Source organism: Qaidamihabitans albus, assembly GCF_016464705.1.
GTDB lineage: Bacteria > Actinomycetota > Actinomycetes > Mycobacteriales > Pseudonocardiaceae > Qaidamihabitans > Qaidamihabitans albus.
The window spans coordinates 16,278-39,194 of the sequence record NZ_JAEHOB010000020.1 but is presented as its reverse complement, the minus strand read 5'-3'; the positions used below and the strand labels follow the sequence as shown (position 1 = coordinate 39,194).

Genomic DNA, 22,917 nt, shown 5'->3' with positions numbered 1-22,917 from the left:
CCGTACGGTCCCGCGCAAGCACTGATCCAGATGGAGGAGAGATGAGCGGCCACTCCAAGTGGGCGACCACCAAGCACAAGAAGGCCGCCCTCGACGCCAAGCGTGGCAAGCTGTTCGCCAGGCTGATCAAGAACATCGAGGTCGCGGCACGCACCGGCGGGGGTGACCCGGAAGGCAACCCCACGCTGTACGACGCCATCCAGAAGGCGAAGAAGAACTCCGTCCCGCAGGACAACATCGAGCGTGCGCGCAAGCGCGGCGCCGGTGAGGAGGCCGGCGGCGCGGACTGGCAGACGATCATGTACGAGGGTTACGCCCCGAACGGCGTCGCCGTGCTGATCGAGTGCCTCACCGACAACAAGAACCGTGCGGCCGGCGAGGTGCGCACGGCGCTGACCCGGCACGGCGGCTCGCTGGCGGACCCGGGCTCCGTGGCGTACCTCTTCAACCGCAAGGGGGTCGTGCTGATGTCGAAGGCGGACCTCTCCGAGGACGACGTGCTGATGGCGGTGCTGGACGCCGGCGCGGAGGAGGTGAACGATCTCGGGGAGAGCTTCGAGATCATCTCCGAGGCGGGCGACCTGGTCGCGGTCCGCACCGCGCTGCAGGAGGCCGGCTACGACTACGAGTCGGCCGACGCCAACTTCATGCCGTCGGTGAACGTGCCACTGGACGCCGAGGGCGCCAAGAAGGTGTTCCGGCTGATCGATGCCCTCGAGGACTGCGACGACGTGCAGAACGTCTACGCGAACTTCGACGTCTCCGACGAGGTACTGGCCGAGGTCGGCTGATCGGCGGCGAAAACCCGGGCGCGGGTCCTGTGCGCGGCCACCGCGATACGGCACAATGTCCGCCGTGACCGAGACCGTTGCGGACAACGACGAGGAACTGCGCGAGTGGATCGTCGCCCAGGGCCAGGAACACGGCAACGCGATCATCGCGGTCGCCGCTGACCAGAACGGTGCCGGGTACTCGTTCACCGTCTGCGCGTGGGCGCTGCACGGCGTGCCGGAGGCGGTCGTGGTCGGGCTGCCCGGCGACATGGCGCAGGTACTGCTCGACGCGTACGTGGACCGGGCCGCGGCGGGGGAGCGGTTCGAGTTCGGCAGGCTCTACCACGACTTCTTCGACGGCGTCCCGATCACCTTCGAGAAGGTGGCCAGTGGCCACTACCCGGAGTTCTTCGGCAGCGCGTTCCTGGTCTATCCCGACGGCGACTTCCCCGCGGTGCAGATCATCGTTCCGACGCCGGAGGGACACTGGCCGTGGAGCCGGGACGCGCCGGAGGGCTTCGCGCAATGGCAGCCCGTGCTCACGGTGAGCGGTGCGCCGGAGAGCTGGACGCCCGGCGGCAACGGCCCCTGACCGTCCATAGTGGACGTTCCTTGAGTTCTGCCGCCGTTCGCCTTTCCTTCGCCCGCTCGCGGCTCGCCGCACACGATCACCGGACAGAGTCCTCCTCGAAGCAGCAGAGACCGAGGAGGTTGTCATGGACGTTTCGCGGCGGAGCGCGCTGGGCATGGCCGGCGTGGCCGGGGTCGCCGGACTGCTGGGCGGTGGTGTCGCCCGTGGCGGGACCAGGGGCGGGCCGGGCCGGGCGGTGATCGGGGAGGCGACCGGTGACCGGCTGCACGTGGTCTCGTTCAACATTCGCTACGACACCGGCGCTGCGCCGGGCTCCGCGGACTCGTGGGCGGACCGCAGGCCGGTGCTCGCCCGGTACCTCGAGATCGAGCGGCCCACGGTGCTCGGCGTGCAGGAGGCGCTGTACCACCAGGTCGGCCAGGTTGCCGAGGACCTGCCGCCGTACTTCGACTGGATCGGCCTCGGCCGGGAGGGCGGTAGCCGCGGCGAATTCATGGCGGTGTACTTCGACACCCGCCGGGTGCGGCCGGTCGCCTTCGACCACTTCTGGCTGTCCGACACGCCGGAGGTGATCGGCTCGACGTCGTGGGGCAACACGGTCGTCCGGATGGTGACGTGGGTGCGCTTCCGCGACCGCCGCACGGGCAAGGAGTTCACGCACGTCAACACCCACTTCGACCATCGGTCGGAGAACTCGCGCGTGCGCAGCGCCGAACTCGTGCGCGACCGGATCGCCGGCTTCGATCCCGCCGTCCCGGTGGTGCTGACCGGCGATTTCAACACCCCGGCGCCGGGATCGGAGTCCTACCGCGTCCTCGTCACCGACGGCGGGCTGGTCGACACCTGGGACGCGGGTGAGCGGCGCACTCCCGCGTGGGGGACGTTCCCGAACTACCGGGACCCGGTGGAGGGCGCGAACCGGATCGACTGGGTGCTGGCCGGGTCCAGGGTCGAGGTGATCGCCGCGGCGATCAACCCCTTCCGGCTGGACGGCCGCTACCCCTCGGACCACCTCCCGGTGCAGGCACTCGTCCGGCTGCCCTGATCCTTCCGCGGCGCTCCGGCGAGTCTCGGCGGAGGCGGCGGGGGAGACCGGTAGCCTTCGTGCTCGAACTGGTGTTCGTTGCGAAGGAGACCCGGTGCGAGTGCTCGGCGTGGACCCCGGGCTGACCCGCTGCGGCCTCGGTGTGGTGGATGGCGGTCTCGGCCGCACGATCACCTGCGTCGCCGTGGACGTGGTGCGAACCGACGCCGACGCCGACGTCGCGGCCCGGCTGCTGCGGATCTCGGACACGGTCGAGGAGTGGCTGGACACCTACCGGCCCGGGGCCGTCGCGGTCGAACGCGTGTTCAGCCAGCACAATGTGCGCACGGTGATGGGCACCGCCCAGGCCGGTGGCGTGGTGGCGCTGAGCGCCGCCCGCCGCGGGCTGCCGGTCGTCTTCCACACGCCGAGTGAGGTCAAGGCGGCGGTCACCGGTTCCGGCAGAGCCGACAAGGCGCAGGTCACGGGCATGGTCACCAGGCTGCTCAAGCTCGTGGAGAAGCCGAGCCCCGCCGACGCCGCCGATGCCCTCGCGCTGGCCATCTGCCACCTGTGGCGGGAGCCGATGCGCGCGCGGCTGGAGGAGGCGGAGGCGCGGGCCGCCGAGCTGGCCCGTGCCCACCGGGCCCGGCTGGCCGCGGCCCGCCGGAGCGCGAAGGACGGGACGACGGGAGCGAAAAGATGATCTCCTCGGTGCGCGGCGAGGTGCTCTCGATCGGGCTCGACCACCTGGTGATCGAGGTCGGCGGGGTCGGCATGGCCGTGCAGGCCACCCCGGCGACGCTGGCGACCCTGCGCCGCGGCGAGCAGGCGCGGCTGCACACCTCGCTCGTCGTCCGGGAGGACTCGCTCACCCTGTTCGGGTTCGCCGACACCGACGCGCGCGACCTGTTCACCCTGTTGCAGACCGTCTCCGGGATAGGGCCCCGGCTCGCACTGGCCGCGCTGGCCGTGCTGGAACCCGACAAACTGCGGACCGCGCTCGCCGAAGGCAGCATCACCGTGCTGACGCAGGTCCCCGGTATCGGCCGCAAGGGTGCCGAGCGGCTCACGCTGGAACTGCGGGACAAGGTCCTGGCCGCCGAGCCCGCGGCCGCACCGGACACGGCTCAGGCACCCGCCGGCTCCGCCATGCGGGCCGAGGTGGTGGAGGCGCTCGTCGGGCTGGGCTTTCCCGTCAGGCAGGCCGAGCAGGCCGTGGAGAAGGTCGCGGCCGACGGTGCCGGGGACACGTCGAGCGTCCTGCGCGCCGCGCTGGCGACCCTCGGCCGCAAGCAGTAGCGGGCGCCGATGCACGATGAGGACATGACCGAGGAGCCGGCCGCCGCCCCGCTTTCGGCGCTCCCGGAGACGGGCGAGCGCGAGGTGGAGACGACGCTGCGCCCGCGCAAGCTGGACGACTTCGTCGGGCAGCCGAGGGTGCGCGAGCAGTTGCAGCTGGTGCTGGAGAGCGCGCGCAGGCGCCGCGTGCCGCCCGACCACGTGCTGCTCTCCGGGCCGCCCGGCCTCGGCAAGACCAGCATGGCGATGATCATCGCGGCGGAGCTCGACGCGGCCATCCGGATCACCTCCGGCCCCGCGCTGGAACGGGCGGGCGACCTTGCCGCGATGCTGTCCAACCTCGCGGAGGGCGACGTCCTGTTCATCGACGAGATCCACCGGATCGCCCGGCCGGCCGAGGAGATGCTCTACCTCGCGATGGAGGACTTCCGGGTCGACGTCGTCGTCGGCAAGGGGCCGGGTGCCACCAGCATCCCGCTGGAGATCGCGCCGTTCACGCTGGTCGGCGCCACCACCCGGTCGGGAACACTGACGGGGCCGCTGCGGGACCGGTTCGGCTTCACCGGCCAGATGGAGTTCTACACCGCCGCCGAACTGGAGCTCGTCGTCGCCCGTGCCGCCTCGATCCTCGGTATCGTGGTCGAGGACGAGGGCAGGGCCGAGATCGCGCGGCGTTCGCGCGGCACACCCAGGATCGCCAACCGCCTGCTCCGCCGGGTGCGAGACTACGCCGAGGTCCGCGCCGACGGCCGCGCCACGCGGGAGGTCGTCAGGGCGGCGCTGGACGTCTACGACATCGACGAACTGGGCCTCGACCGGCTCGACCGGGCGGTGCTCACCGCGCTCGTCCGCTCGTTCGGCGGCGGCCCCGTGGGCGTGTCCACCCTCGCCGTCGCGGTGGGGGAGGAGACGACGACGGTCGAGGAGGTCTGTGAGCCGTATCTCGTGCGCGCGGGTATGCTCGCGCGCACTCCGCGCGGTCGCGTCGCCACGGCGTCCGCGTGGGAACATCTCGGGCTCTCGCCGCCCGCGGAGTTCGCGCGGGCGGAGGGTGCGCCGACGTTGTTCGACTGACACGTTGTTCGACTGACAGGGCATCTGCGGGTGCGGCTATACCAGGTGCTGGCTTTCTCGGCAGCACCTGGCACACTCGATAGAGCACATCCAGACAAACTCGGGACGTATCGCCCAGGCGGCGGCGTCCTTCGAATGGAGAATTATGGAAGGCCTTTTCCTGCCGCTGCTGCTCATGCTGGTTGTCGCCATCCCGTTGGTGATGGGCACGCGCAAGCAGAAGAGGTTGCAGGCCCAGCAGCAAGAGCTGCAGAACAGCCTGACCGAGGGCGACCGGGTCATGACCACGTCGGGTATGTACGCGACGGTGGCGGACGCCAGCGACGAGAGCACGATCGACCTCGAGATCGCCGACGGCCTGGTCACGACGTGGCTGCGGCAGGCGGTGCGCGAGAAGATCAACCCGATCGACGAGGACGCCGACACCGACGAGCTCTCCTCCGCGGACGAGTCCGAGTCCGCCGCCGAGACGGCCGACTCGGAGGACGACTCCAAGCAGAGCGCCCAGGTCGCACCGCCGCTCGAGCACGGCAAGAAGTAGGGCAGACGCACCCTTCGCATCACCGGTGCGAACCGCACCGGTGAGGGTCGAACACTGTGTTCACGCAGCGCCGAGTACTGTCTCGGTGCTGCGTGTGTTCGCTGTCTCACGAACGGCGGCCGAGCACCGGCACGAACGACCCGTAAGCTGCTGAACCAGTTCGAGGAGACCGACCGACCGTGGCACCTCCCGCCGGGCGCGTCCGCCCGGGACGCTATCTCGCCTTTTTCGCCCTGATCGTCGTGGCGCTGTACTCCCTGGTGTTCTTCACCGGCGACGGCAAGCCGACCCCGAAACTGGGCATCGACCTGCAGGGCGGCACCCGGGTCACGCTGACGGCCCGTACGCCGGACGGCGCCGAGCCCTCGCGTGAGCAGCTCAACCAGGCCCGGCAGATCATCGAGACCCGCGTCAACGGCATCGGTGTCAGCGGCGCCGAGGTCGTGCTCGACGGGCAGAACGTGATCATCACCGTTCCCGGCGAGGAGGGCGAGCAGGCCAAGAGCCTCGGCCGGACCGCCAAGCTCGGCTTCCGCAAGGTCATCACCGCCCAGCCCGCTGCGGCGGTGCCGCAGCAGCAGGGCGGTCAGCAGCAGGGCGAGGCCGGGCAGCCGTCCGGCGAGCCGTCGGCGACGCCGGATCCCCCGCCGACCGGCGGTGGTAGCGCTCCCGGCGCCGCTCCGGCGCAGGACCCGAGCCCGCCACCGGACTCCGGCAACGTCCAGGACGAGATTGCCGCCGAGATCCAGGCGGCGAAGGAGGTCCGGCAGAACCCGGCGCTCGTTCCGGCCGACCCGAACGACCAGGCGGCCATGCTCGCGGCGCAGCAGGCGCAGCAGCAGGCGATGGCCCAGCTGAACTGTGCCGCGCAGGACCCCCTCGTCGGCAACGACGATCCACAACTGCCGCTGGTGACGTGCAACGAGGACGGCAGCGAGAAGTACGTCCTCGGGCCGGTCTTCCTCGAAGGCACCCAGATCGAGGACGCCTCGGCCGGCTTCAACGACCAGCGCGGGGCCTGGGTGGTCAACCTGAGCTTCAAGAGTCAGGGCGCGGATACCTGGGCCGACTTCACGTCGAACAACATCAACGAGCGCGCCGCGTTCGTGCTGGACACCCGGGTCGTGTCGGCACCGAACATCACCGTGGCCATTCCCGACGGCCGCACGGAGATCACCGGCCAGTTCGGGCAGCAGGAGGCGAAGAACCTGGCCGACGTGCTGAAGTACGGCTCGCTGCCGTTGTCGTTCTCGTCCTCGGACGCGACCACGGTGTCGGCCACGCTCGGCCTCGCGTCGCTGGAGGCGGGCCTGATCGCAGGCGCGATCGGCATCGCCCTGGTGTTCATCTACTGCCTGTTCTACTACCGGATGTTGGGTGTGCTGACCGTGCTGTCGCTGATCCTGTCCGGGGCGATCGTCTACGCGGTGCTGGTGCTGCTCGGCCGATGGATCGGCTTCACCCTCGACCTCGCGGGCGTCGCCGGGTTCATCGTCGCCATCGGTGTCACCGCCGACTCGTTCGTCGTGTACTTCGAACGGCTCAAGGACGAGATGAGAGAGGGCCGGACGTTCCGCTCCGCGGTGCCGCGCGGCTGGGTCCGCGCACGGCGCACGATCCTGGCCTCGGACGCGATCCTGTTCCTGGCCGCGGCCGTGCTCTACGCCCTCGCGGTCGGCGAGGTGAAGGGCTTCGCGTTCACCCTCGGCATGTCCACGGTGCTGGACCTGACCGTCGTCTTCCTGGTGACGCATCCGCTGGTGGCACTGGTCGCGAAGTCGAAGAGGCTGTCCAGTCCGAAGCTGTCCGGTCTGGGTACGGTGCAGAGACTCGGCGAGCAACGGCGCCGCGCCACCGGCCGCGTCGGCGCAGCCGTGAAGGAGGCCTGACGTGGTCGGCGAGAACGGGAACGGGACGAGGGCCGCGGAGTCCGGGCAGAAGGCACCGACCACGGACGCCACCGGTGGATCACCGAGCGCGTCCGGTACGAAGTCCACGCTGCACCGGCTCTACACCGGCACGGGCGCGTTCGACATCGTCGGCAACCGCAGGCGCTGGTTCGGCTTCTTCGCGGTGCTCGCGCTGATCAGTATCCTGGGGCTCGGGGTACGTGGCTTCAACCTCGGCATCGAGTTCGAGGGCGGCACGCAGATCCAGATGCCTGCGCAGGGCGCGCAGGGGCCGATCACCCCGGACGAGGCCAAGAGCGTCTTCGCCGACGCGCTGGGTGAGCCCGCCTCGGAGGCCCAGCAGGTCGGGCTCGGGGACGCGGCCGCCATCCAGGTTCGCTCCAACACCCTGAACGCCGACGAGGTGGCGCAGGTCAAGCAGGCGTTCTTCGAGGAGCTGCAGCCGCTGGCGGGCAACGGGCAGCCGAGCGCACAGGTGATCAGCGACAGCGCCGTCAGCGCGTCGTGGGGCGGGGAGATCTCGAAGCAGGCCCTGATCGCGCTCGGTGTCTTCCTCGTGCTCGTGACGATCTTCCTCGTCATCTACTTCGAGAAGTGGATGGCGATCGCCGCGCTCGTCGCGCTGCTGCACGACATCCTGGTGACCGCGGGCGTCTACGCCCTCGTCGGGCTCGAGGTCACGCCGGCGACGGTCATCGGCCTGCTGACCATTCTCGGGTTCTCGCTGTACGACACGGTGGTGGTGTTCGACAAGGTCAAGGAGAACACCCGTGGCCTGCTCGGGCTGACCAGGCGGACCTACCCCGAGGCGGCCAACCTCGCGCTCAACCAGACCCTGATGCGGTCGATCAACACCACGGTGATCGCGCTGCTGCCCGTCATCGGCCTGCTGGTCATCGGCTACATCCTGCTCGGCGCAGGCACGCTGCAGGACCTCGCGCTCGTGCTGCTCACCGGCATGAGCGCCGGAGTGCTCTCGTCGGTGCTACTGGCCACGCCGCTGCTGAGCGCCCTCAAGATGCGGGAGCCGAAGTACCGCGAGCACGCCGAACGCGTGCAGGCCCGGCGGGCCGGTCAGGCCCGCAGGGCGGCGGCCGAGGCCGAGCTCGACGTGACCGACGACGAGGCGCTGGACGCCGAGCTCCGCAAGGAGAAGGCCTACGCCGCGGCGGCCAGCGTGCCCGCGCGGCAGCCCAAGGCCCAGCGAGGCGGGCGGCCGACCGGCAAGCGCAAGAGGTGATGACGACGCGACGCCGCTGCGGGCGGACATGGTGAAGCTGGACGAGGCCCTCGACCTGATCGCGGAGATCCCCGACTTCCCGGAGCCGGGCATCTGCTTCCGGGACCTCACTCCGCTGTTCGGCGACGCCGCCGCCTTCGCCACGGTGATCGACGCCCTCGGTGAGGCGGTCGGCTCCGAGGTCGACATGCTCGCCGCCGTGGAGGCCCGTGGCTTCGTGCTGGCCGCGGCCGTCGGCTACGCGCGTGGCCTCGGGGTGGCGCTGGTCCGCAAGCCGGGAAAGCTGCCGTCGGTCGCCGGCCGGGTCGACTACGCGCTCGAGTACGGCACCGCGACGCTGGAACTGCCGACCGGGTCGTTGCGGGCGGGGCAGCGGGTCGCGATCGTCGACGACGTGCTGGCCACCGGCGGCACCGTGGCGGCCACCGCGAAGCTCGTCGAGAGCGCCGGTGCCCACGTGACCGGCGTCGCGGTGGTGCTCGAGCTCGCGGCGCTCGGCGGGCGATCCGGGCTGTCCGGCACCCCCGTGCACGCCCTGCGCAGCTGCTGAGGGAGGGCCCCGGCCGCCCGCGGGCACAGATCGCCACCCCGCCGCGTTACGCTTGGTGTCTATCAACCGGCAAGTGCTGGAGGTGCGGGTGAGCCAAGAGCTCGATTCCGTCGTGTCCGGCCGGTCGGATGCCGAGGCGCCGGAGCCACAGCCGGCGCAGTCCGCCCAGGTCGCGCGCGCCGGGCAGCCCGGTGGGGGCACGCGAGCTCCCTCGGCGACCCGGCGTGTGCGCGCCCGGCTGGCTCGCCGGATCACCGCGCAGCGCCCGGCTTCGGTCAAGCAGGTGCTGGAGCCGCTCGCCGCGATCCACCGCGAGATGCATCCCAGCGCCGACCTGGCGCTGCTACAGCGTGCGTACGACGTCGCCGAGGAGCTGCACCGCGAGCAGCGCCGCAAGTCCGGCGACCCGTACATCACCCACCCGCTCGCCGTGGCGACCATCCTCGCCGAGCTCGGCATGGACACCACGACGCTGGTGGCCGCGCTGCTGCACGACACCGTCGAGGACACCGGCTACTCGCTGGATCGGCTCGGCTCCGAGTTCGGGCAGAAGGTCGGCGAGCTGGTCGACGGGGTCACCAAGCTCGACAAGGTCAAGCTCGGCACGGCCGCTGAGGCCGAGACCATCCGCAAGATGGTCATCGCGATGGCCCGTGACCCGCGCGTGCTGGTCATCAAGCTGGCCGACCGGCTGCACAACATGCGGACCATGCGTTTCCTGCCGCCGGAGAAGCAGGCTCGCAAGGCCAAGGAGACGCTGGAGGTCCTCGCGCCGCTCGCGCACCGGCTCGGCATGGCGACGGTGAAGTGGGAGCTGGAGGACCTCGCGTTCGCGATCCTGCAGCCCAAGAAGTACGACGAGATCGTGCGGCTCGTCGCCGACCGCGCGCCGTCGCGCGACACGTACCTGCGCTGGGTGATCGGCGAGCTGACCACGCAGCTGGAGGGCTCCCGGATCACGGCGAAGGTGGAGGGCAGGCCGAAGCACTACTACTCCATCCACCAGAAGATGATCGTGCGCGGGCGCGACCTCGACGACATCCACGACCTCGTCGGCGTGCGGATCCTGGTGGAGGACCTGCGCGACTGCTACGCCGCGATGGGTGTGGTGCACGCGCTGTGGCAGCCGATGCCCGGCCGGTTCAAGGACTACATCGCGCAGCCCCGCTTCGGCGTGTACCAGTCGCTGCACACCACCGTCATCGGTCCGGACGGCAAGCCGCTCGAGGTGCAGATCCGCACCCACGAGATGCACCGCACCGCCGAGTACGGCATCGCCGCGCACTGGCGGTACAAGGAGACCAAGGGAACCCACAACGGCAACGCCGTCGACGTCGACGAGATGGCGTGGATGCGCCAGCTCCTCGACTGGCAGCGGGAGGCCGCCGATCCCGGCGAGTTCCTCGAGTCGCTGCGCTACGACCTGGCGACCCGCGAGATCTTCGTGTTCACGCCGAAGGGCGATGTGGTCACCCTGCCCGTCGGCTCGACGCCGGTGGACTTCGCCTACGCCGTGCACACCGAGGTCGGCCACCGCTGCATCGGCGCCCGCGTGAACGGCAGGCTCGTCGCGCTGGAGCGCAAGCTGGAGAACGGTGAGGTCGTCGAGATCTTCACGTCGAAGGCCGAGGGTGCGGGGCCGACCCGGGACTGGCTGTCCTTCGCCGGCTCGCCGAAGGCCCGCGCCAAGATCCGGCAGTGGTTCGCCAAGGAGCGCCGCGACGAGGCGATCGAGGCGGGCAAGGAGGCGATCACCAAGGAGGTCCGCAAGGTCGGGCTGCCGTTGCAGCGCCTGGTGTCCGCCGACTCGATGGGCGCGGTGGCGACCGAGCTGCGGCACGGCGACATCAGCTCCCTCTACGCGGCCGTGGGGGAGAGCCACACCAGCGCCAAGACCGTCGTCCAGCGCCTGGTGGCGCTCATCGGCGGCGTCGAGGAGGCCGAGGAGGAGCTGGCCGAGCGGGCGACCCCGTCCACGGTCACCCGAAGGCGCGGCTCCAACGACGTCGGTGTGATCGTCAAGGGTGCCGGCGACGTCTGGGCCAAGCTCGCCCGTTGCTGCACGCCGGTGCCGGGGGACGAGATCCTCGGCTTCGTCACCCGCGGCGGCGGGGTGAGCGTGCACCGGACCGACTGCACCAATGCCGACGACCTGCGGGCGCAGCCGGAACGGCTGGCGGAGGTGGAGTGGGCGCCGTCGGAGTCTTCGGTGTTCCTCGTCGCCATCCAGGTCGAGGCGCTCGACCGGCACCGGCTGCTCTCGGACGTCACGAAGGTGCTCGCCGACGAGAAGGTGAACATTCTGTCGGCGTCGGTCACCACCTCCCGCGACCGCGTGGCGGTCAGCCGGTTCACCTTCGAGATGGGCGACCCGAAGCATCTCGGCCACGTGCTGAAGGTCGTGCGCAACGTCGAGGGCGTCTACGACGTGTACCGTGTCACCTCCGCATCCTGAGGCCCGCGCCGGCCCAACCGCTAGGGTGCGAGGCTATGAGCGAAGGGACCGAAGGGGTCGAGTTCGAGCGCGACGGTGAGGTCGCGCGGCTGACCTTCGCGCGGCCGGAGAAGAAGAACGCGATCAGCTACGGGATGTGGTCGGCCGTTCCGGAGATCGTCGCCGATGTCGAACACGATCCCGCGGTCAAGGTCCTGGTGCTCGCCGGGGCCGGACAGGACTTTTCCGCGGGCGCCGACATCAGCGAGTTCTCCGACCTGCGTTCGTCTGCGGAGGGCGCGGCGGCCTACGACCGGGCGGTCGAGGGCGCGGTCCGCGCGCTCACCGGGATGTGCAAGCCGAGCGTGGCGATGATCCGGGGCAACTGCATCGGCGGCGGCTGCCAGCTCTCGGTGGCCAGCGACTTCCGGTTCGCGGCGAGCGATGCCCGCTTCGGGATCACACCGGCCAGGCTCGGCATCGTCTACGACTTCGTGTCGACCCGCCAGCTCGTGGCGCTCGTCGGGCCCGCGCACGCCCGCTACTTCCTGCTGTCCGGCGGGTTGATCGACGCCACGCGGGCCCGCGAGATCGGGCTCGTCAACGACGTCTTCGCACCGGACGAGCTGGAGGAGTGCACGATGGAGTTCGTCCGCACGCTGTGCTCCCGCTCGCAGGCCTCGATCCGCGGCATGAACCGGATCATCGAGAAGATCCTCGCCGGGCACGAGGAGAGCGACGACGAGGTTGCCGAGATCCGCCTCTCCGCCGTGCACGGCGAGGACTACGCGGAAGGGGTCGCCGCCTTCCTTGAGCGCCGCCCACCCACCTTCACCTACCGCTGACCGGCCACCGCTCGTGAGTGCCTGCGCGAGTTAGAACTCGCGCAGGCACTCACGAGCTAGACGGGCTCCCAGGGGTTGGTGTCGTAGGCTCGCTCCAGCAGGGCGGTGAGCTCCGGGTCCACGGTCAGCGCGGTGTCGTCGATGCCCGCGACGGGACGGCAGGCACAGCCTGCATTGCAGAGGAACGCGGAGCGCAGCGTGCGTGCCTCGGCCAGCGGCACCGGCCGCGTCACCGTGGGCACCCCGAGCCGGTCGAGGCCGCGGCTCAGCAGTGCCTGCGTGACGCCGCCCAGCATCGGCGCCCGCGGCCAGATCACCGTGCCGCCGTCGAAGAAGCCGGCGTTCCAGACCGACGCCTCGGACACGTGCGCGTCGCTCGTGACGAACAGCGCGTCGTCGTAGCCGGCCTGCCGAGCGGCACGGGTGTGGTGGAACAGGCCGAACGTCCCCACGTGCTTCACCCGCGGGAGCACACGCTCGTAGTGCACCGAGCGCAGCCGCAGCGGCCCTGCGGCCGCCTCGCTCGGTGGCCGCAGGGCCACCAGTACGTCCGGCGGCGCCGCGCTGCCGGGCTCGCCGCCCCGGGGTGCCGCGAGGGAGAAGATCGTCACCCGCGCGGTGACCGGGCCCGTGCCGGTGACCGCGTGCCGCAGGTACCGCCGCACCAGCCCGGTGTCCAGCTCACCGCCGAACAGCAGCCGGGTTCCCTCGGCCAGCCGCCGCAGGTGGGCTTCCAGCCCGCGCACCCGGCCGCCGCGTACCTGCATCGACGTGAAGTGCCCGTAGTTGACCACCGCGGGCACCGCGAGCTGCTCCGCGGTGGCCGGAGCGCCGTTGACCTCCGCGCGCACTACGCCCCGACGGTCACACCGGTGAACTTGATCTCCATGTTGGGCTTGCCGCCACCGGGACTCGGGTCGAAGCTGCCGTCGTCGCCGGCGCGGGCGACCTTGTCCAGCACGCTCAGACCCTCGTCGGAGATGGTGCCGAACACGGTGTAGCTCGGGTCGAGCGGCGCGTCGCCGTAGACCATGAAGAACTGGCTGCCGTTGGTGTCCGGACCCGAGTTCGCCATCGCCAGTACGCCACGGCCGTACTTGAGCTCGGGGAAGACCTCGTCGGCGAACTGGTAGCCGGGGCCGCCGCTGCCCGTGCCGCTCGGATCGCCGCACTGCAGCATCTGCAGGCCGGTCGTGCCGAGCCGGTGGCACGCCGTGTCGGTGTAGTAGCCCTGCTCGGCGAGGCTGACGAAGCTGTTCACCGTGCACGGCGCCAGGGCCCGGTCCAGGGTCAGCGGGATGTCGCCCGCCGTCGACTGCAGCGTGACGTCGACCGTGCCCTCCGCGGGGACGTTCGCGCCGTCCGGCGGCTCGACCTCCTTCGCGGCGGGCTGGTCGGAGGCCGGGTACTCGCAGTTCACCGGGCCCGCCAGCGGTTCCGGCCGCTCGGGTACGTCGATCCGCTCGGTGGGGATCTGCAGTTCCTGCTCGCCCGCGGAACTCGGCGGGGACGCGTTGTCGGCGGCGGCGTCGTCGTTGCCCCTGGTCGCGAAGAGCACGACCAGCCCGGCCACGACCACCACGACACCGACGGTCACCCCCACGCCGATGATCCGGCGCCGCTTGGCCCGCTCCGCCCTGCGCGCGAGCTGCCGCTCGAGCTTGCGCTTGGCGGCTTCGCGGCGTTGCTGGTTGGTCGCCACCTGCCCTCCCAGATTCCTCTAGATGTCAGCAGCTCCGGTGGCGGCAGTCTATGGGCACAGTCTGTGAGGACCCCGTACAGGGGCCGCTAGGGTGGTCGGCAGGTCAACAGCGGAGGTGGAGTGTCGTGCTCGTCGTCGGGTTTCCGGCCGGCGCGTTCCAAGCCAACTGCTATCTGCTCGCCACGGCCGAGGGCCACGACTGCGTGATCGTCGATCCAGGTGAAGGTGCCGCCGAGCCCGTCGAGCGGGCGCTGCGCGAGCACCGGCTAAGCCCCGCGACCGTGCTCGCCACCCACGGCCACTTCGACCACGTGTACTCGGCGGCCACCATCGCGGACGCGCACGGCGTGCCCGTGCGCATCCGGCCCGAGGACCGGCCGCTGCTCTCGGATCCGCTGCGCGGGCTTGGCCCGGAGCTGTCCGCCGCGTTCGGCGAGGTGACGCTCAGCGAGCCGGACGACGTGGCGGAGCTGCGCGAAGGACCGCTGGAGCTGGCCGGACTCCGGATCGCCGTCGACCACACTCCCGGGCACACGCCGGGATCGGTCGTGTTCCGCGTCGAGAGCGAGGAGGGTGGTCAGCTCGCGCTGACCGGCGACACGCTCTTCGCCGGATCGGCCGGGCGCACCGACCTGCCGGGCGGCGACCCCGCCGGACTGGTGCGGTCGCTGCGCGGCGCACTGCTGACGCTCGCCGACGACACCGTCGTACTGCCCGGGCACGGGCCCACGACGACCATCGGCCGAGAGAGAACCACGAATCCTTTCCTGCGAGAGGACCTGACGACACCGTGAACGACCCAGAGCCCGTCGAGCGCAAGCCCGCACCGGAGCCCGAACGCATCGCGCTGCACGGGGACAACCCCGCCGCTCGGCGCCGCCGTGGCCTCTCCGGACTCGTGGGAGTGGTGCTCTTCGCCGCCGCGTTCGGCGGGATCGCCGGACTGATCGGCGGTCAGGTGGCCGGCCTCGTCGTGGCCGGTGTCGTGGCGCTGCCGCTGCTCTACCTCGTGTCCTTCAACGCGCGCAGGCAACTCTGGCTCGAAGGCAGGACGGTCGTGGTGCGTACCTGGCGCACGCGGCGGATCGACCTGGTCGCGGCGCAGCGCATCGACGTGCTGGTCACCGACGTGCGGGGCACGCGCACGGTGAGCCTGCTGGTCAACGCCCGGCAACGGGGCCAGACGGCCAAGATCGACCTCGCGCTGTACGCCGGCACCGGCGGCCGGGAGCTGGGCATTCTCGCGTTGCGCAGGCTCGCCGACGCTCTGGTGAACAACATCGAGGCCAACGGCATGGTGTTCTCCGAGCTGCTGGTGGCCCAGCTCCGGTCGGAGGCGCGCGGTGACGCCGCGCCGGATCGCCCGCTGTACCGTCTCGCGTCCGCGGCCCCCTCGGGCAAGTTCGCGCAGCGCTTCACGATGGATGCCGTCAGCCGGTTCGTGGCGACCCTGGAATGACCGTGCGGTACGGCGTCACCGGAGTTCGGCCCCGGTCTCCCTGCCGCTCGACGCGGCCAGGTTCCGCTCGATCGCGGCGAGCCGTTCCCGGATCTCCTCCAGCTGGTAGACGATCTCGGGCAGTTCCTGCGCCGCGAAGGTGACGAGCCGTTCCAGCTGCCTGCTCGTATCGCGCACGTCGCCGAGCACGGCGACGATCCTGGGCAGTGCCTCGACGGCGTCGCGCACGGACCGGCCTGCACGGCGGGCGGCGGTCAGTGCGGAGCGGGGAACCCCGAGAAGGGCGGCAGCGGAACCCGGCATCGCGCCTCCTGCCCGGATGGTGGCCAGTGTCACGCACTTCGTACCGCACCGGGCGGGCGTCCACCGAGCCGGGCTCCGGCGTTGTGGCGCGTGTGATCAGGGGTTACCGCTGTGACTGCTGTGGTCGCCCGTCCCGGCGGGCACCCGCTCGCGGCCGGCGATCAGCGCCGCGAGCACGGTGGTCACCGGAACGGCCGCGATGATGCCGATGCTGCCGGCCAGTGTCCGCACGATCTCCTGTGCGATGTCCTCGGAGGTCAGGATCGAGCCGACCCCGACATCGGAGAGCGCCCCGATCAGCAGGACCGGCAGTGCCGCGCCCGCATAGGCCATGACCAGGGTGTTCACCGCCGAGCCGACGTGGTCGCGCCCGATGCGCAGCGCCGCGGAGTACAGCTCGCGCCAGCTCAGCGCGGGATTCGCTCGCCGCAGTTCCCAGACCGCGCTGGTCTGGGTGACCGTGACGTCGTCCAGGACGCCGAGGGCGCCGATGACCACCCCGGCGAGCAGCAGACCGCGCGCGTCGATGCCGTGCCCAAGCGAGGCGATCAGGCTGGACGTCTGGTCACCGAGGCCGGTGAGCGCCGCGGTCGCGGAGAACACGGCGGAGATGACGCCGATGAGTGCGAGGCTGACCAGTGTCCCGAGCACGGCCACGGACGTCCGGGCGGAGAAGCCGTGGGTGAGGTACAGGGCGACGAACATGATCAGGCCCGCGCCCGCGATGGCGACCAGCAGCGGGTCCTCGCCCGCCAGGACGGCGGGCAGGATGAACAGGGCGATCACCGCGAAGCTCAGCCCCAGTGCGGTCAGCGCGGCCAGCCCCTGCCACCGGCCGAGGACGACGACCGCGACCGCGAACAGCGCGGCCAGCACGGTGAGCGGCATCCCGCGCTGGAAGTCGACAACCTGGTAGGAGTCCGGGTTCGCGGCGCCGGCGCCGCTGTAGGACAGCACGATCTCGTCGCCGGCGGCGAACCTCGGGGTGCTCGGCTCGACCGCCACCATCTTGCGGATCGTCCGTCCGGCCGCCTCCCCGTCGGTCAGCGAGACCTCCAGGTCGAGGCACTGCCTTGCGTCGGCAGGCGCCTCGCCGACCTGCACCTGCCCGGGCGCCAGGCATGGCCCGAGCGCGGCCGTGGTGATTTCGCCGTGGACGGGCGTGCCCGCGCCGGTCTCGCTGACCGGCGGCTCGCTGCCCCACGGGTAGAGCAGCGCCACCCCGGCCACGGCTGCCAGCGCCAGCGGAGCCAGCAGCGCGGTGAGCAGGATGCGGATGCGGCGCGAAGCGGGAGCGGCCGGCCCGTGCCCGTGTCCGTGCCCGTGATCCGTTGCCGGGGACGGCTTCCGGGCCGGTGCCCGCTGGCGGACGGCCGGGCGGCGCTCTCGCCCTTCGCGCGGGGAGGCCGGTGACGCCGTGGCCGGCACCCGGCGGATCGGGCCGGTCTCGTCGGCGGAGTTGTCGCGCGGCACCGGGCCATCCTCCTGCACTCCGCCCCGGATGGGCGGGGCGGCTCCGCGATTGGCGGGCGGGGTGACGTGGTGGCGCACGGGCAGGCCCCACGTCCGACCCCCAGCCGGACGTGTCCGCCGACGGCCGCGGCCGTCACCACGTCACCCGCGGAAACGATGTGCTCGCATCCGCTCGGACGTACCGCGCCGGGGCTCGGTTCCGCGGTGTCGCCGGTGATTCCGGTGACCGAAACGGGACCGTTGCCGCCCGGTGGCGCGGCCGCGATAGGGTCCGTGCGGCGGCTCCGGAGCAGAAAGTGGTGGCGTGAGCGGATACACGACGAGCAGGGCATTCCTGGAGGCGCTGGCCGAGGCCGGCGTCCGGTACGTGTTCGCCAACCTCGGCAGCGACCATCCCGGCCTCGTCGAGGCTTACGCGCGGGCACGGGCCGAAGACGGCGCGGACGCGCTGCCCGAACTCGTGATCTGCCCGCACGAGAGCGTCGCCATGTCGGCAGCGCACAGCTACGCCCAGCTGACCGGCGTGCCGCAGGCCGTGGTCGTCCACGTGGACTGCGGCACCCAGAACATCGGTGGCATGCTGCACAACGCCGCCAAGGGCAGGGTGGGCGTCCTGCTCTACGCGGGTGCCTCGCCGTTCACCCAGGAAGGCGAGCTGCTCGGCAGCCGCAACGAGTTCATCCAGTGGATCCAGGACGTGCACGACCAGCGCGGCATCGTGCGCGGCTACACCAAGTACGACAACGAGATCCGCACCGGCCACAACGTCAAGCAACTGGTGCACCGCGCGCTGCAACTGGCTCGCAGCGAGCCGGCGGGCCCGGTCTACCTGGTCGGTCCGCGCGAGGTCATGGAAGCCGAGGTACCCGAGCAGCACGCCGACCCCGCGCTGTTCAGCCCGGTGGCACCCGCGGCGCTGGCGCCCGGTGTGGTGGAGAGAATCGCGGAGGCGCTCGCCGGGGCGCGCAACCCGGTCGTCGTCACGTCCTATCTCGGCCGCGATCCGCACGCGGTACCCGCCCTCGTCGAGCTGTGCGAGTCGCTGGCATTGCCGGTGATCGAGTCCGTGCCGATGCACCTGAACTTCCCGGCCGACCACCCCCTGCACTGGGGCTACCAGTGGAACGCCCAGCAGGCCAACCCGCTGCTCGAGGCCGCCGACGTCGTACTGGTGCTGGGCAGCGACGTGCCCTGGATCCCCACCCAGAACCGCCCCTCGGCCGGCGCCCGCCTGTTCGTGGTCGACATCGACCCGGTCAAGGAACAGATGCCGCTCTGGCACGTGCCCGCCGAGTGCTTCGCGCGCGCCGACCTGGGCACGGCAGTGGCCCAGCTCCGCGAACGGGCGCGCGAGCTCGCCGATCCGGATGTCGTGGCCGGGCGGGCGGAGACCGCGGCCGCGGAGCACGAACGCCAGCTCAGCGAGCTGGCCGGCCGGGAGCACCCGGACGGTGAGGTCATCACGCCTGAGTACCTGGTGGCCTGCGTGCGCGAGGTCATCGACGACGACACGCTCGTGCTGACCGAGGCGATCACCAACTACCAGGTGGTCAACGAGCACCTGCGGCGTACCCGGCCGGGCTCGCTGCTCGGCTCGGGCGGTGGTTCGCTCGGCTGGTCCGCGGGCGCCGCGATCGGCGCCAAGCTCGCCGCGCCGGACCGCACCGTCGTCTCGCTCGTCGGCGACGGCTCGTACCTCTTCGGCGTGCCCTCGTCAGCCCAGTGGGTCGCCCGGCGCTACGGCACGCCGAGCCTGACCGTGATCTTCGACAACCAGGGCTGGAAGGCGCCGAAGCAGTCCACGCTCGGTGTGCATCCGGACGGGGTGGCCGCCGAGCGCGACGACTTCAACGTCAGCTTCGCCCCGGAGGCCGATCTGCCGGGCATCGCCGAGGCGGCGGGCGGCGCGTGGGGCCGCACGGTGCGGGTGGCCAGTGAGCTCAAGGGTGTGCTGGTGGAGGCGCTCGACGTCGTGCGCTCCGGCCGCTCGGCTGTGGTGAGCGTGCACGTTCCCGCGGTGTGAGCTTTCGGTGAATGAAAACCCTGCTTGTCCGGGGTCGCCGCGATGGCCACCATCGCGCAGATGAGCGCGCAGAGTGGCCAGGCCGAGGAACCGGCACCGAAGTCGGTGCTCGCCAGAGGGCTGTCGCTGCTGGACGCCTTCCTGCCGGGCGAGGCGGACCTCGGGCTCGCGGAACTCGCGGCGCGCAGCGGCCTGCCCAAGCCGACGGTCCACCGGCTGCTCGGTGAGCTGGTGGAGTGGGGCGCGCTCGAGCGGTCCGGACCGGGGCACTACCGGCTGGCGGCGAAGCTGTTCCGGCTGGGCCAGCTGGTGCCCCGGCACCGGCTGCTGCGCCAGGCGGCGCTGCCTTACCTCGAACAGTTGCACGAGGCCAGCCACGAGAACGTGCACCTCGCCGTGCCGGACAGCGTCTACACGCTCTTCGTGGAGAAGGTGACCGGCCGGGAGTCGATGGCGGTGCGCTCACGCGTCGGCGGGCGGATGCCGTCGCACTGCACGGCCACGGGCAAGGTGTTCCTGGCCTGGGGCGGGCGGGACCGGCTGCGGCGGGTGGTCGACGCGGGGCTGTCCCGGCTCACGCCCAACACGATCGTCCTGCCCGGCCTGCTGCACCAGGATCTGGAGCGCACCGTCGCCAGGGGAGTGGGGATCAACCACGAGGAGGCCGAACCCGGTGTCTCCGCGATCGCGGCGCCGGTGCTCGGCGATCACGGGCAGGTCGTCGCGGCGCTCTCGGTCACCGGACGATCGCAGCGAATGGACGTCGACCGGCTCAGCAGGGTCGTGCGGGCCGCGGCCGGCGCCATGTCGGCTCGCCTGCCTGCGCTGTCGCGGGGAGCGTGCTGACAGTCCTCTCCCCGCGACAGCGCTCGTGGTCGTGGTCGTGGTCGTGAGTGCGTAACAGTGTTCTAACTCGTGTGCGCACTCACGAGAGGTCACCAGGCACAAGGCCGCGCCGCCCTGGTCAGGGACAGGCGTTCAGAACGGGTAGCCCGCGACGTCCCCGCGTACGGTGACCCAGCGGGTCTCGGTGAACGCCTCGACATTGGCCGCCGCGCCGCCGAACCGGGAGCCGGTGCCGGACGCGCGCACGCCGCCGAAGGGCGCGTGTGCCTCGTCGTTCACGGTCTGGTCGTTGATGTGCGCGATGCCGGTCGGGATGCGGTCGGCCAGGGCGAGGCCCTTGTTCACGTCCCGGGTGAGGATGCCGAGGGAGAGGCCGTACTCGCTGTCCGCGGCCAGCGCGGCCACCTCGTCGACGCTGCCGAACCGGGCCACGGGCGCGACCGGGCCGAACACCTCCTCGTCGTACGCGGGCACCGACGACGCGGCCGCCGCCAGTACCGTCGGCCGGTAGAACAGGCCGTCGTACTCCCCGCCGGTGACGAGGCCTGCCCCCGCCTCGACGCTGGCGGTCACCAGCCGGTGGATCTTGTCCCGCTGCGCGGCGTCGATGATCGGCCCCAGTGCGACCTGGTCCGTGGCGGGATTACCGACCGGGAGGTGGGACGCCGTTTCGGCCAGGCGCGCGACGTAGTCGTCGTAGAGCGACTCGTGCACGAGGTGGCGGCCGGTGGTCATGCAGATCTGGCCCTGGTGGAAGAACGAGCCCCAGGCCGCGGCACTGGTCGTCTGCTCGATGTCGGCGTCGTCGAGCACGATCAGCGCCGAGTTGCCGCCCAGTTCGAGGTGCGCCCGCTTCAGGTGCCGCCCGGCCAGTTCCCCGACGGCGCGCCCGGCCGCGGTGGAGCCGGTGAACGAGATGATCCGCACGTGCGGGTCCTCGATCAGCGCCTGCCCGACGTCCGCGCCGCCGGGCAGCACGTGCAGCAGCCCTGCGGGCAGCCCGGCCTCCTCGAAGACCCGTGCCAGTGCGACGCCGCCGCAGACGGCGGTACGCGGGTCCGGCTTCAGCACGACCGCGTTGCCCAGCGCGAGCGCGGGCGCGACCGACCGGATCGACAGGATGAGCGGGGCGTTGAACGGCGAGATCACGCCGACCACGCCCGCCGGAACCCGGCGCGCCATGCTCAGCCGGGGAGCCTCGCTCGGCAGGAGCTCGCCCAGCGAATGTGAAGGCAGCGCGGAGGCCTCGTAGCACTCCTGCGCCGCCACGTGCAGCTCGAAGTCGGCCTTCCCCGGAATGCTGCCCGACTCCCGCACGAGCCAGTCCCGCAGCTCGTCGGCGTGCCGGCTCCACAGATCGCCGGCCCGGCGGAGCACCGCGGCCCGCTCGTGGAACGGGGTCGCCGCCCACTCGCGCTGAGCCTCGGCGGCGCGGGCCGCGGACCGGGTCACGTCGCCCGCGGTGGCGCCGCCGATCCGGCCGAGCTCGTCGCCGGTGGCGGGTTCGGTCACGGTGGACTCGCCGCCCTCCGCTGGTACCCACGAGCCGGTGAAGACCCGGCCGTGCCACTTCTCGCCGTCGAGAAAACCCACAGTCACTCCTCAGTGTGTCGTTGCGCGATGGCGCCATCATGTGCCCCGCTGCGGCGCCGCCCACAGCGCGCCTTTCCACTGGTTGAAACGGAAGCCTGGTATAAAGATTGACTTATATAAGTCTCCTCTGATTCACTTGGCCGGTGCACGCGTTCGACGTTCTCGGTGATCCGGTGCGGCGCAGGATCCTCGAACTGCTCGCCGACGGCGAGCGGACCTCCGGCGCCGTCTGCGCGGTGATCCAGCAGGAGTTCGGCATCTCGCAGCCCGCGGTGTCGCAGCACCTCAAGGTGTTGCGCGACAACGGGTTCGCGAACGTGCGAGCCGAGGGGACCAGGCGTCTCTACGCGGTGAACTCCGCGCCGTTGCGGGACGTCGACGCGTGGCTCGACCACTTCCGCCGCTTCTGGACGCCCCATCTCGACGCGCTGGCGACCGAACTCGCCCGCGGCAAACGCAGGCGACGGCTGAGTTCGCCGAGTTCGCCGAGTTCCCCGAGGGGCCACGGAGAAGAACCCGAGCAGAGGAGAGACACATGATCGACGTCGATCACCAGATCAGCGCCGTCCGGCGGCAGGTCGGCAGCCGCACGCTGGAGGCGGGGGAGGCCCGCACCGTGACCGTGCGGCAGACCTACGACGCCACCGTGGAGGACGTCTGGGACGCGTGCACCAACCCCGAGCGTATCCCGCGCTGGTTCATGCCCGTCTCGGGTGAGCTGCGCCTGCACGGGCGCTTCCAGATCGAGAACAACGCGGCAGGCACGATCGAGCAGTGTGATCCGCCCAAGAGCTTCGCGGCGACCTGGGAGTACGGCGGAGAGGTGAGCTGGATCGAGGTCCGCCTCGCCGCCGCTCCCGAGGGCGGAACCCGGTTCGAGCTGGAGCACGTCGCGCACGTGGACGACGAACGGTGGGCCGAGTTCGGGCCCGGCGCGGTCGGCATCGGCTGGGACCTGGCGCTGATGGGGCTTGCCCTGCACCTGTCCTCCGGTGAATCGGCCGAGGACCAGGACACCATGGCGTGGATGATGTCCGAGCAGGGCGGGCGGTTCATGGCGGCGAGCAGCGAGCGGTGGTACGAGGCGAGCGTCGCGGCCGGGACGGCCCCGGAGGCCGCGCGGGCCGCGGCCGACCGCACCACCGCCGCCTACACCGCCGAGCCCTCCGAGTCGTCCGAGTCGTCCGAGGATGCGGAGGGGCCGAAGGCTGACGCCACCTGACGCCACCTGAT

General features: G+C 71.4%; 23 protein-coding genes. 18 read left to right on the top strand and 5 right to left on the bottom strand.

Going from position 1 to position 22,917, the window contains the following annotated elements; genetic code table 11:
* Positions 1–41 precede the first annotated feature (41 nt).
* From JAP66_RS27990 to JAP66_RS27935, 12 genes are all read left to right on the top strand, one after another.
* Complete coding sequence (locus tag JAP66_RS27990) at positions 42–791, top strand: YebC/PmpR family DNA-binding transcriptional regulator (RefSeq protein ID WP_199434857.1); 750 nt, start codon at positions 42–44, stop codon at positions 789–791.
* 55 nt (positions 792–846) lie between these two features.
* Positions 847–1,365, top strand: coding sequence for a DUF4262 domain-containing protein (locus tag JAP66_RS27985; RefSeq protein ID WP_199434856.1), 519 nt, complete (start codon positions 847–849; stop codon positions 1,363–1,365).
* Positions 1,366–1,489: 124 nt separating this feature from the next.
* Entirely contained in the window at positions 1,490–2,410 is a 921-nt protein-coding gene (locus JAP66_RS27980; protein ID WP_199434855.1) for an endonuclease/exonuclease/phosphatase family protein, read from the top strand.
* Between the two features lie 94 nt (positions 2,411–2,504).
* The gene (gene ruvC, locus JAP66_RS27975; RefSeq protein ID WP_199434854.1) at positions 2,505–3,095 is read left to right on the top strand and encodes a crossover junction endodeoxyribonuclease RuvC; all 591 of its coding nucleotides are present in this window, start codon (positions 2,505–2,507) and stop codon (positions 3,093–3,095) included.
* Positions 3,092–3,691, top strand: coding sequence for a Holliday junction branch migration protein RuvA (gene ruvA / locus JAP66_RS27970; protein WP_199434853.1), 600 nt, complete (start codon positions 3,092–3,094; stop codon positions 3,689–3,691). The genes ruvC and ruvA overlap by 4 nt, the downstream gene beginning before the upstream one ends.
* 9 nt (positions 3,692–3,700) lie before the next feature.
* Positions 3,701–4,765, top strand: coding sequence for a Holliday junction branch migration DNA helicase RuvB (ruvB, locus tag JAP66_RS27965; protein WP_199434852.1), 1,065 nt, complete (start codon positions 3,701–3,703; stop codon positions 4,763–4,765).
* 145 nt (positions 4,766–4,910) lie between these two features.
* Entirely contained in the window at positions 4,911–5,306 is a 396-nt protein-coding gene (yajC, locus tag JAP66_RS27960; RefSeq protein WP_199434851.1) for a preprotein translocase subunit YajC, read from the top strand.
* A 179-nt stretch (positions 5,307–5,485) separates the two neighbouring features.
* Positions 5,486–7,195 (top strand): protein translocase subunit SecD, encoded by a 1,710-nt coding sequence (gene secD / locus JAP66_RS27955; RefSeq protein ID WP_199434850.1) that lies wholly within the window; start codon positions 5,486–5,488, stop codon positions 7,193–7,195.
* Position 7,196: 1 nt separating this feature from the next.
* Positions 7,197–8,456, top strand: a complete 1,260-nt coding sequence (gene secF, locus JAP66_RS27950) for a protein translocase subunit SecF (protein ID WP_199434849.1) — start codon at positions 7,197–7,199, stop codon at positions 8,454–8,456.
* A gap of 31 nt (positions 8,457–8,487) precedes the next feature.
* Complete coding sequence (locus tag JAP66_RS27945; RefSeq protein ID WP_443706216.1) at positions 8,488–9,006, top strand: adenine phosphoribosyltransferase; 519 nt, start codon at positions 8,488–8,490, stop codon at positions 9,004–9,006.
* Positions 9,007–9,094: 88 nt separating this feature from the next.
* Positions 9,095–11,461 carry a RelA/SpoT family protein gene (locus JAP66_RS27940; protein ID WP_199434847.1) on the top strand — a complete coding sequence of 789 codons (2,367 nt, stop codon included), beginning with the start codon at positions 9,095–9,097 and terminating at the stop codon, positions 11,459–11,461.
* A gap of 35 nt (positions 11,462–11,496) precedes the next feature.
* Positions 11,497–12,285 (top strand): enoyl-CoA hydratase/isomerase family protein, encoded by a 789-nt coding sequence (locus tag JAP66_RS27935; protein ID WP_199434846.1) that lies wholly within the window; start codon positions 11,497–11,499, stop codon positions 12,283–12,285.
* Positions 12,286–12,341: 56 nt separating this feature from the next.
* On the opposite strand, the gene JAP66_RS27930 is transcribed toward JAP66_RS27935, so the two are convergent.
* Both JAP66_RS27930 and JAP66_RS27925 read right to left on the bottom strand, forming a co-directional pair.
* Complete coding sequence (locus JAP66_RS27930; protein ID WP_199434845.1) at positions 12,342–13,136, bottom strand: aminotransferase class IV family protein; 795 nt, start codon at positions 13,134–13,136, stop codon at positions 12,342–12,344.
* Complete coding sequence (locus tag JAP66_RS27925) at positions 13,136–13,987, bottom strand: peptidylprolyl isomerase (protein WP_199434844.1); 852 nt, start codon at positions 13,985–13,987, stop codon at positions 13,136–13,138. Before JAP66_RS27925 ends, JAP66_RS27930 begins: the two co-directional genes overlap by 1 nt.
* 125 nt (positions 13,988–14,112) lie before the next feature.
* On the opposite strand from JAP66_RS27925, the gene JAP66_RS27920 reads away from it, so the two are divergent.
* Positions 14,113–14,781 (top strand): MBL fold metallo-hydrolase, encoded by a 669-nt coding sequence (locus JAP66_RS27920; protein ID WP_199434843.1) that lies wholly within the window; start codon positions 14,113–14,115, stop codon positions 14,779–14,781.
* Positions 14,778–15,446 (top strand): hypothetical protein, encoded by a 669-nt coding sequence (locus tag JAP66_RS27915; protein ID WP_199434842.1) that lies wholly within the window; start codon positions 14,778–14,780, stop codon positions 15,444–15,446. Before JAP66_RS27920 ends, JAP66_RS27915 begins: the two co-directional genes overlap by 4 nt.
* 15 nt (positions 15,447–15,461) lie before the next feature.
* Here JAP66_RS27915 and JAP66_RS27910 read toward each other — a convergent pair whose 3' ends face one another.
* Positions 15,462–15,749 (bottom strand): hypothetical protein, encoded by a 288-nt coding sequence (locus JAP66_RS27910; RefSeq protein ID WP_199434841.1) that lies wholly within the window; start codon positions 15,747–15,749, stop codon positions 15,462–15,464.
* A gap of 96 nt (positions 15,750–15,845) precedes the next feature.
* Positions 15,846–17,222, bottom strand: coding sequence for a YibE/F family protein (locus JAP66_RS27905; RefSeq protein ID WP_199434840.1), 1,377 nt, complete (start codon positions 17,220–17,222; stop codon positions 15,846–15,848).
* Positions 17,223–17,526: 304 nt separating this feature from the next.
* Between JAP66_RS27905 and JAP66_RS27900 the strand changes: the two genes are divergently transcribed.
* Together JAP66_RS27900 and JAP66_RS27895 are read left to right on the top strand one after the other, a co-directional pair.
* A complete protein-coding gene (locus JAP66_RS27900; protein ID WP_199434839.1) occupies positions 17,527–19,245 on the top strand; it encodes a thiamine pyrophosphate-requiring protein in 1,719 nt (572 codons plus the stop codon).
* Positions 19,246–19,305: 60 nt separating this feature from the next.
* Entirely contained in the window at positions 19,306–20,091 is a 786-nt protein-coding gene (locus JAP66_RS27895; protein ID WP_199434838.1) for an IclR family transcriptional regulator, read from the top strand.
* A gap of 132 nt (positions 20,092–20,223) precedes the next feature.
* Here JAP66_RS27895 and JAP66_RS27890 read toward each other — a convergent pair whose 3' ends face one another.
* Positions 20,224–21,684, bottom strand: a complete 1,461-nt coding sequence (locus JAP66_RS27890; protein WP_199434837.1) for a benzaldehyde dehydrogenase — start codon at positions 21,682–21,684, stop codon at positions 20,224–20,226.
* 143 nt (positions 21,685–21,827) lie between these two features.
* Here JAP66_RS27890 and JAP66_RS27885 point away from each other — a divergent pair, with 143 nt between their 5' ends.
* A complete protein-coding gene (locus JAP66_RS27885) occupies positions 21,828–22,223 on the top strand; it encodes an ArsR/SmtB family transcription factor (protein ID WP_199434836.1) in 396 nt (131 codons plus the stop codon).
* Positions 22,220–22,906: an SRPBCC family protein gene (locus tag JAP66_RS27880; RefSeq protein ID WP_199434835.1), complete on the top strand. Its 687-nt coding sequence runs from the start codon at positions 22,220–22,222 to the stop codon at positions 22,904–22,906. The genes JAP66_RS27885 and JAP66_RS27880 overlap by 4 nt, the downstream gene beginning before the upstream one ends.
* Positions 22,907–22,917 lie beyond the last annotated feature (11 nt).